The sequence below is a fragment of the Modestobacter altitudinis genome (genome assembly GCF_005930475.1).
GTDB classification, from domain to species: Bacteria; Actinomycetota; Actinomycetes; order Mycobacteriales; family Geodermatophilaceae; genus Modestobacter; species Modestobacter altitudinis.
In genome coordinates, this window is sequence record NZ_SJEW01000119.1 from 1 (window position 1) to 7,245 (window position 7,245).

General features: G+C 75.4%; 8 protein-coding genes and 1 pseudogene. 7 read left to right on the forward strand and 2 right to left on the reverse strand.

The features are described from left to right. The 6 genes from FHL79_RS25330 to FHL79_RS24290 all read left to right on the forward strand — a co-directional run. A partial coding sequence (locus FHL79_RS25330) for a hypothetical protein (protein ID WP_171058334.1) occupies positions 1 to 683 on the forward strand: 683 nt, incomplete at its 5' end. Between the two features lie 73 nt (positions 684 to 756). Then, positions 757 to 1,578 (forward strand): pyrroline-5-carboxylate reductase, encoded by an 822-nt coding sequence (gene proC / locus FHL79_RS24270; protein WP_138761119.1) that lies wholly within the window; start codon positions 757 to 759, stop codon positions 1,576 to 1,578. 327 nt (positions 1,579 to 1,905) lie between these two features. Next, complete coding sequence (locus FHL79_RS26660) at positions 1,906 to 2,244, forward strand: helix-turn-helix domain-containing protein (protein ID WP_246081196.1); 339 nt, start codon at positions 1,906 to 1,908, stop codon at positions 2,242 to 2,244. Positions 2,245 to 2,406: 162 nt separating this feature from the next. Then, the gene (locus FHL79_RS26665; RefSeq protein WP_439331142.1) at positions 2,407 to 2,562 is read left to right on the forward strand and encodes a 30S ribosomal protein bS22; all 156 of its coding nucleotides are present in this window, start codon (positions 2,407 to 2,409) and stop codon (positions 2,560 to 2,562) included. Positions 2,563 to 2,572: 10 nt separating this feature from the next. Continuing rightward, positions 2,573 to 3,703 (forward strand): NAD-dependent epimerase/dehydratase family protein, encoded by a 1,131-nt coding sequence (locus FHL79_RS24285; protein ID WP_138761120.1) that lies wholly within the window; start codon positions 2,573 to 2,575, stop codon positions 3,701 to 3,703. Next, on the forward strand, positions 3,696 to 4,604 hold the full coding sequence (locus tag FHL79_RS24290) for a lysophospholipid acyltransferase family protein (RefSeq protein ID WP_138761121.1): 909 nt from the start codon (positions 3,696 to 3,698) through the stop codon (positions 4,602 to 4,604). Before FHL79_RS24285 ends, FHL79_RS24290 begins: the two co-directional genes overlap by 8 nt. 12 nt (positions 4,605 to 4,616) lie before the next feature. On the opposite strand, the gene FHL79_RS24295 is transcribed toward FHL79_RS24290, so the two are convergent. Together FHL79_RS24295 and FHL79_RS24300 are read right to left on the reverse strand one after the other, a co-directional pair. Further along, positions 4,617 to 5,960 carry a CoA transferase gene (locus tag FHL79_RS24295; protein WP_138761122.1) on the reverse strand — a complete coding sequence of 448 codons (1,344 nt, stop codon included), beginning with the start codon at positions 5,958 to 5,960 and terminating at the stop codon, positions 4,617 to 4,619. A 15-nt stretch (positions 5,961 to 5,975) separates the two neighbouring features. After that, positions 5,976 to 6,890: an HAD family hydrolase gene (locus tag FHL79_RS24300; protein ID WP_218938602.1), complete on the reverse strand. Its 915-nt coding sequence runs from the start codon at positions 6,888 to 6,890 to the stop codon at positions 5,976 to 5,978. Positions 6,891 to 6,976: 86 nt separating this feature from the next. On the opposite strand from FHL79_RS24300, the pseudogene FHL79_RS25620 reads away from it, so the two are divergent. After that, positions 6,977 to 7,245 (forward strand): annotated as a pseudogene (locus FHL79_RS25620) (hypothetical protein); the annotation flags it as partial.

Consider the following 7,245-nt stretch of genomic DNA (forward strand, 5'->3'; position numbering starts at 1 on the left):
CGACATGGCCCGACCAGTCCGGCACCGCCGGTCCCCGCCCGGCGGCCGGCCTGGCCGGCCCGGCGGCCCCGCGCGAACCCGTGCCCGCCCGGAGCGCCGCCCCGGCCCGGCCCGAGCCCACCCGCGACTCCGCGGCCGACCGCGCGCTGGCCACCGGGCCGGGGACCGGTCGCGGCGAGGGCGTGTCCTCGGCGGTGCGGACCGGGCGGCGCAAGAGCGACGCCGCGACCGCAGCCCCCGTCGCCGCCACCGGACTGTTCGGCACCGGCCCCTCCACGTCCGCGATCCCGGCCGCCGGCACGACCACCCATCGCCGCGCGGAGGCCCATCCGGTCACCGGTCCCATCCCGGTGCAACGCGCCGCGGCCGAGCCGGCTGTCGTCGAGGAGGAGCCGCTCACCGCCAAGGAGAGCGCGCTCGCCTGGCTCCGCTTCGTCGGGGAGCTCGTCGTCGCCCTCGCGGTCGGCATCGGCCTGTACTTCGTCTTCACCGTGCTGTGGGAGCTGATGCCCTACGCCGCGCTCGTGGCGGCGCCGGTCACGGTCACCGCACTGGTCGCCGGCGTGGCCGCCTGGCGGCAGAAGCGGGGCCAGGGCGCGCTCGGGGTGCGGCTGCTGGCCGTGCTGCTGCTGGCCGGCACGGTGCTCGTCATCGCCCCCGCCGCCGGCCTGCTCGCCGGCTGACCGGGCTCGCCGGGTCCTGATGGGCCCACCCGGGCCGCTCCGTCGCGCGCGTCGGGGCACTACCGTCGCGGACATGATCACCGCGGGGCGGACGGGCCTGGCCATCATCGGCGGCGGCAAGATCGGCGAGGCGCTGCTCGCCGGTCTGGTGCGCAAGGCGGGCAGCGGGGACGGTGTGGTCGTCGTCGAGCGCAGCCCGCAGCGGGCGGCCGAGCTGGCCGCCCGGCACGGCACCGGCGCCGTCGACCTGGCCGAGGCGGCCGCGCGGTCCCGCGTGCTGCTGCTGGCGGTCAAGCCGCAGGACATCGACGCCCTGCTCGTCCTGCTGGCCCCGCACGTGACCGCCGAGCACCTGGTGGTGTCGGTGGCCGCCGGCGTCCCCACCAGCCGGATCGAGGCCGCCCTGCCGCCCGGGACGCCGGTGGTGCGGGTCATGCCCAACACCCCCGCACTGGTGGACGCCGGGATGAGCGTGATCTCCGCCGGTGCGCACGCCACCGAGGAGCACCTGGACGAGGCCGAGGCGCTGCTGTCCCCGGTGGGGCAGGTGCGCCGGGTCCCGGAAGGCCAGCAGGACGCCGTCACGGCGCTGTCGGGCAGCGGGCCGGCCTACTTCTTCTTCCTCGTCGAGGCGATGATCGACGCCGGGATCCTGCTCGGTCTGCCCCGCGCGGTGGCCGCCGACCTGATCGTCCAGACCGCCTACGGGTCCGCGGTGATGCTCCGGGAGTCCGGGGAGCACCCGGTGCAGCTGCGGGAGGCGGTCACCAGCCCCGGGGGGACGACGATCGCCGCGATCCGCGAGCTCGAGCGGCACGGCGTGCGCGCGGCACTCATCGCCGCCATCGAGGCAGCACACGACCGCTCCGTCGCCCTGGGGCGCGTGGCTGACTGACCGGCTCCGCATCCGTCCGGCCCGGGGGCGAGTGCACCGTGTGTCCCAGGCCGCCCAGGTGGATCACTCGCACGTAGTTGTCCACAGTTCTCTGTGGACAGCACGTGGGTGACCGGGGTCGACTTGGGGACAACACGCCGTAACTGGAGTGTCACGCGTTGTCTCTGTCCACTTGTGCCCAGGACGGACCGGTCCGCCTGTCCGTTTCACCCATCGCTTCTGTCACACCGGTCCCCATATGGTCTTCCCAGCGCGAACGTGACACGCCCGCCGGTGGGGAAGCCGGTGGCCGCGGGAGTGCTGAGACCGGAGATGAACGACGTGACCATGCCCCAGCGCGCCACCATCCAGACCACCCGCCCGGGTGTGCCCGCCCCTCGTCCGATGGGCCGGCCCATCTCGGCCGCTTCGCTGTCGCGCCCCGTGCCGGCCGCCCACCCCGCGTCCATGCCGGTCGGCCGCCCGGCCCAGGTGCCCGCGCCCCGCGCCGCCGTCGCCTTCCTGACCGTCGCCGAGGTCGCCGCGATCATGCGGGTCTCGAAGATGACCGTCTACCGCCTCGTCCACGGCGGCGAGCTCTCCGCCGTCCGCGTCGGCCGCTCCTTCCGCGTGCCGGAGCGCGCCGTGCACGACTACCTGCGCGAGGCCTACACCGACATCGCCTGAGGAAGGACCCCCTTTGCCCCCCACCACTCGCAGGCTCGCGGCGGGGCCCTGCAAGGGGGCCGTTCCCTCACGTCGCGTGCCAGGTAGGCTCGGGCGCTGAGCGGCGGTGCCTCCTCGCGGGGCCGGCCGCGCACGAGCTGATCACCTCGCGCGGTGCCCGGCGTGACCGACCCGGTCACCCTCCGGTACTGCGCGGACACGACGTCGGGAGCAGGGCACATGGGTTCGGTCATCAAGAAGCGTCGCAAGCGGATGGCGAAGAAGAAGCACCGCAAGCTCCTCAAGAAGACCCGCGTCCAGCGGCGCAACAAGAAGTGAGCTGACGCTCGTGCCGCCCGCGGTCGTCCTCGTCACCGGCGTGAGCCGGTGGCTGGGCGGTGCGTTGGCGGCCGAGCTCGCGGCTGACCCGGCGATCGGCCGGGTCATCGGGGTGGACACCGTCCCCCCGGCCCCTGAGGTGCTCCGTCACCTGGGGCGCACCGAGTTCGTCCGCGCCGACATCCGCAGCCCGTTGATCGCCAAGGTCATCGAGTCGGCGTCGGTGGACACCGTCGTGCACATGAACATCAGCGCGACGCCGGCTGCTGCCGGCGGCCGGGTGTCGATGAAGGAGCTCAACGTCATCGGCACCATGCAGCTGCTGGCCGCGTGCCAGCGCTCGCCCGCCGTCGAGCGGCTGGTGCTCAAGTCGACCAGCGCGGTCTACGGGGCCAGCCCCCGCGACCCCGCCGTCTTCACCGAGGCCATGCAGGCCCGTCGGGTCCCGGCGGGCGGGTTCGCCCAGGACAGCCTCGACATCGAGGGCTACGTCCGCTCGTTCGCGCGCCGCCGCCCCGACGTGGGCGTCGCTGTGCTGCGCTTCACCAACCTCATCGGTCCGCGGATCGACTCGCTGCTGTCCGGGTTCCTCCGGATGCCGGTCGTGCCCACCGCGCTCGGCTACGACGCCCGGGTCCAGCTCCTGCACGAGGACGACGCCGTCGCGGTGCTCCGCCAGGCGGCCCTGGGCGACTTCGTCGGCACGGTCAACGTCGGCGCGTCCGGCACCGTGCTGCTGTCCCAGGCGATCCGCCGGCTCGGCCGCGTCCCCCTGCCGGTGCCGCAGCCCGCGATGGGCACCGTCCGGAAGCTGGCCCGGCGGGTCCGACTGGTCGACGGCTCGGTCGAGTGGTCCCCTGAGCAGATGCGCCTGCTCAACTTCGGCCGTGTGGTCGACACCCGCGTGCTGCGCGAGGAGTTCGGCTACACCCCGCGCTACAGCACCGCCGAGGCGCTCGCCGACTACGCCGACACGGTGTCCCCCGTCGTCCGGCCGGAACTCGTCGGTGACGTGACCGGGGCGGCCCGCTCGGTGGTCGGCGCGGTCGCGGGTGGAGTGCACGCCGTGCACGCTGTGGTCCGGGGCCGGCACCGCCCCGCGCCCCCGGTGCCCGGACTGCGGGCGGTGCGCGATGCCTGAGGCACGGGTGATCCCCTTGCGGCCGGACGACGACCCGCCGCCGCAGCCGCCGCCCGCCGCACCGTCCTGGGACGAGCAGCTGGCCGGTGGGCTGGAGTTCCTCCGCCGCCGGGTCACCGGCGACTACGACACCGACGAGTTCGGCTTCGACCCCGACCTGACCGACCACGTGCTGCTGCCGATGCTGCGGCCGTGGTTCGAGCGCTGGTTCCGGGTGGAGACCCAGGGCCTGGAGAACGTGCCGGACACCGGCGGCGCGCTGGTCGTGGCCAACCACTCCGGCACGATCCCGGTCGACGCCCTGATGGCCACCGTCGCCCTGCACGACGACCACCCCGCGTCGCGCCGGCTGCGGCTGCTCGGTGCCGACCTGGTGTTCCAGGTGCCCTTCGTCGGGGCGCTGGCGCGCAAGCTCGGCACGACGCTCGCCTGCAACGAGGACGCCGAGCGGCTGCTGTCCGAGGGTGAGCTGGTCGGGGTCTTCCCCGAGGGCTTCAAGGGCGTCGGCAAGCCGTTCAGCGAGCGGTACACCCTGCAGCGCTTCGGCCGCGGGGGCTTCGTCAGCGCGGCGCTGCGCACCGGGGCGCCCATCGTGCCGTGCGCGATCGTCGGCGCCGAGGAGATCTACCCGATGATCGGCAACGCGCGCACCGCGGCGCGGCTGCTGGGGCTGCCGTACTTCCCGATCACGCCGACGTTCCCGCTGCTGGGGCCGGCCGGCCTGGTTCCGCTGCCGTCGAAGTGGTTCATCGCCTTCGGCGAGCCGATCGAGACCGCGTCCTACGGCCCGGCCGCCGCCGACGACCCGATGGTCGTCTTCAACCTCACCGACCAGGTCCGCGAGACCATCCAGCACTCGCTCTACCGCCTCCTCCTGCAGCGGCGCAGCGTCTTCAGCTGAGGGCTCCGCCCGTCACGGGGTGGCAGCCCACTCGGCGGGGTCGGCGCCCCAGGGGGCGCCGATGCGGGTGTAGGTGCGTGGCGCGCCGTCGAAGGTGAGCACCGGGGCGGCGCAGATGACGCCGCCGCCGGAGTCCAGCGGCCACGCAGGCCCGGTCGACGGGGCGGCGGTGTCGCCGGGCAGCTGCAGCAGCGCCCCGGCGGTGCGCGCCAGGGACACCGTCACCCCCGCGGACCCGCCGTCGCGCCGCTGGGCGCGCAGCGCCGCGATCACCCCCGCCGCCAGCAGGTGACCGGAGGCGTGGTCGAGGGCCTGGGCGGGCAGCGCGCCGGGGGTGACGCCGTCCGGGCTCTCCAGCACCGCGATGCCCGTTCCCGCCTGGACCAGGCTGTCGAAGCCCCGCCGGCCCGACCACGGGCCGGTCCCGCCCCAGGCGCTGATCCGGCCCACCACGATCCCCGGACGGCGTTCGGCGAGGGCGTGCGGCGTCAGGCCGAAGCGGTCCAGCGCCCCCGGCCGGTACCCGGTGAGGACGACGTCCGCCCCGGCCAGCAACTCCTCGAACCGCTCCCGCTGGCCGGCCAGGTCCAGCAGCGCCGAGCGCTTGTCCTGCCCGGTGTCCAGGTGCTGCCAGCTGATCTCGGCGGGCGTGGGCGGGTCGATCCGGAGCACGTCCGCGCCGGCCAGGGCGAGGTCCCGGCCGGCGACCGGTCCGGCGATGACCCGGGTCAGGTCGAGCACCCGGATGCCGGCGAGCGGGCGCTCCGGGCGGTCGCTCCAACGCCGAGCCGGTGCATCGCCGAGGTGCTCCCGGACGACGAGCGGTGCCTCGGCGACCGCCCGGGCCTGCGGGTGCGCCCGCCAGGCTGCCGGCTCACGCACCGCGACCAGCAGGGCGCCGCCGGCGGCCGCAGCGTCCTCCAGCTCGAGCACCGGCCGCCGGGCCAGCTCGGCGCGCAGCTGCTCCGGACCGGCCTCGGGCCCCAGGCCGAGCAGCTCCCGCAGCCGCCGCGCGTGGTGCGGGTAGTTGCCGTGCGTCCGCACCCATCCGTCGACCGCCGGCCAGAAGCCGGACAGCGGCGCGAACCCCTGGACGGGCCGGCCGTCGATGCGCAGCAACCGGTCGCTGCGGAACGAGCCGGCCACCCGGACGCCGTCCACCTGGACCGGGCCGGGGCGACGGCCGCGGCGCTCGGCGAGGACCAGCTGGGCGGCGAGGGAGGCCACCGCGACGCTGTCGGCCGCGAGCCGCCCGACGGCCAGCCGGGACGGCAGGGGGACCGGCGTGCTCTGCAGCAGGTCCAGGAGGTCGGCGTCCAGGCCGAGGCACTCCCAGGCCTGCGCGGCGATCGACACGTGCTGGACCGCGGCTCAGAACGGCCAGCGGTTGCGGCGGCGCAGCGCGACCAGGCCGCCGACGACGCCGCCGGACAGCGCGGCCACGCCGACCGTGGGCACGCCGATCTTGGCGGCCTTGCGGCCGGTGCGGAAGTCCTTGACCACCCAGCCCCGGGAGCGGGCCACGGCCTTGAGCTCGGAGTCCGGGTTCACCGCGACCGCCGTGCCGACCAGGCTCAGCATCGGCATGTCGTTGGTGGAGTCGCTGTAGGCGGTGCACCGCGACAGGTCCAGGCCCTCACGCTCGGCCAGCGCCCGCACCGCCTGGGCCTTCGCCTCACCGTGCATCATCTCGCCGACCAGGCGGCCGGTGAACTTCCCGTCGACGACCTCGGCGACCGTGCCCAGCGCACCGGTGAGCCCCAGCCGGTGGGCGATGATCGCGGCCAGTTCCACGGGGGTGGCGGTGACCAGCCAGACCCGCTGGCCGGCGTCGAGGTGCTGCTGGGCCAGCAGCCGGGTGCCCGACCAGATCCGGTCGGCCATCAGCTCGTCGTAGATCTCCTCGCTGGCCTGCTTGATCTCCTCGACCGGGCGGCCGGCGACGAACGCCAGCGCGTTGTCCCGGACCGTGTGCATGTCGACGGCGCCCTCGGTGCCGACGACCCGGAACTTGAACTGCTGCCAGACGAACGAGGCGACGTCGCGCCCGGTGAAGTACTTGCGGGCGGCCAGCCCACGGGCGAACCAGAAGATGGAGGCGCCCATCATCATCGTGTTGTCGACGTCGAAGAACGCGGCGGCGGTGCGGTCGGGCGCGGGGGCCTCGGGCACGTCGGTCTCGGCGGCGGCCGCGGACGCCTCACCGGCGACGAGCGCCCGGGTCTCGTGGTCGTCGACCTCCGCGGGCACCCGCGCAGCACGGCCGCGGAAGGGCACTCGGACCACGCGCACCACCTCCCGGCGTCGACCCACCGTCGACCGCGACCCTAGCGTCGCCGCCTGACCGCTCCGGAGCCGGTCAGCAGCCCACGGTGATCAGCGGCGGCAGGCAGAGGGACGCCCCGGGCGCCACCGGCGGCAGCGGGACCACCGGGCCGGGCGGCGAGGACGGCGCCGGTGCCCCGGACACAGAGGGCAGCGGGAGGCTGGGCAGCGGCAGCCCCGGGCGCGAGGTCGTGGTCGACGCCGCGGTGGTCGGGACCGAGGGCACCCCAGGGGTCGCGCTCGTCGGAGCCGCGCTCGTCGGTACCGCGCTCGTCGGTACCGCGCTCGTCGGGACCGCGCTCGTCGGGACCGCGGG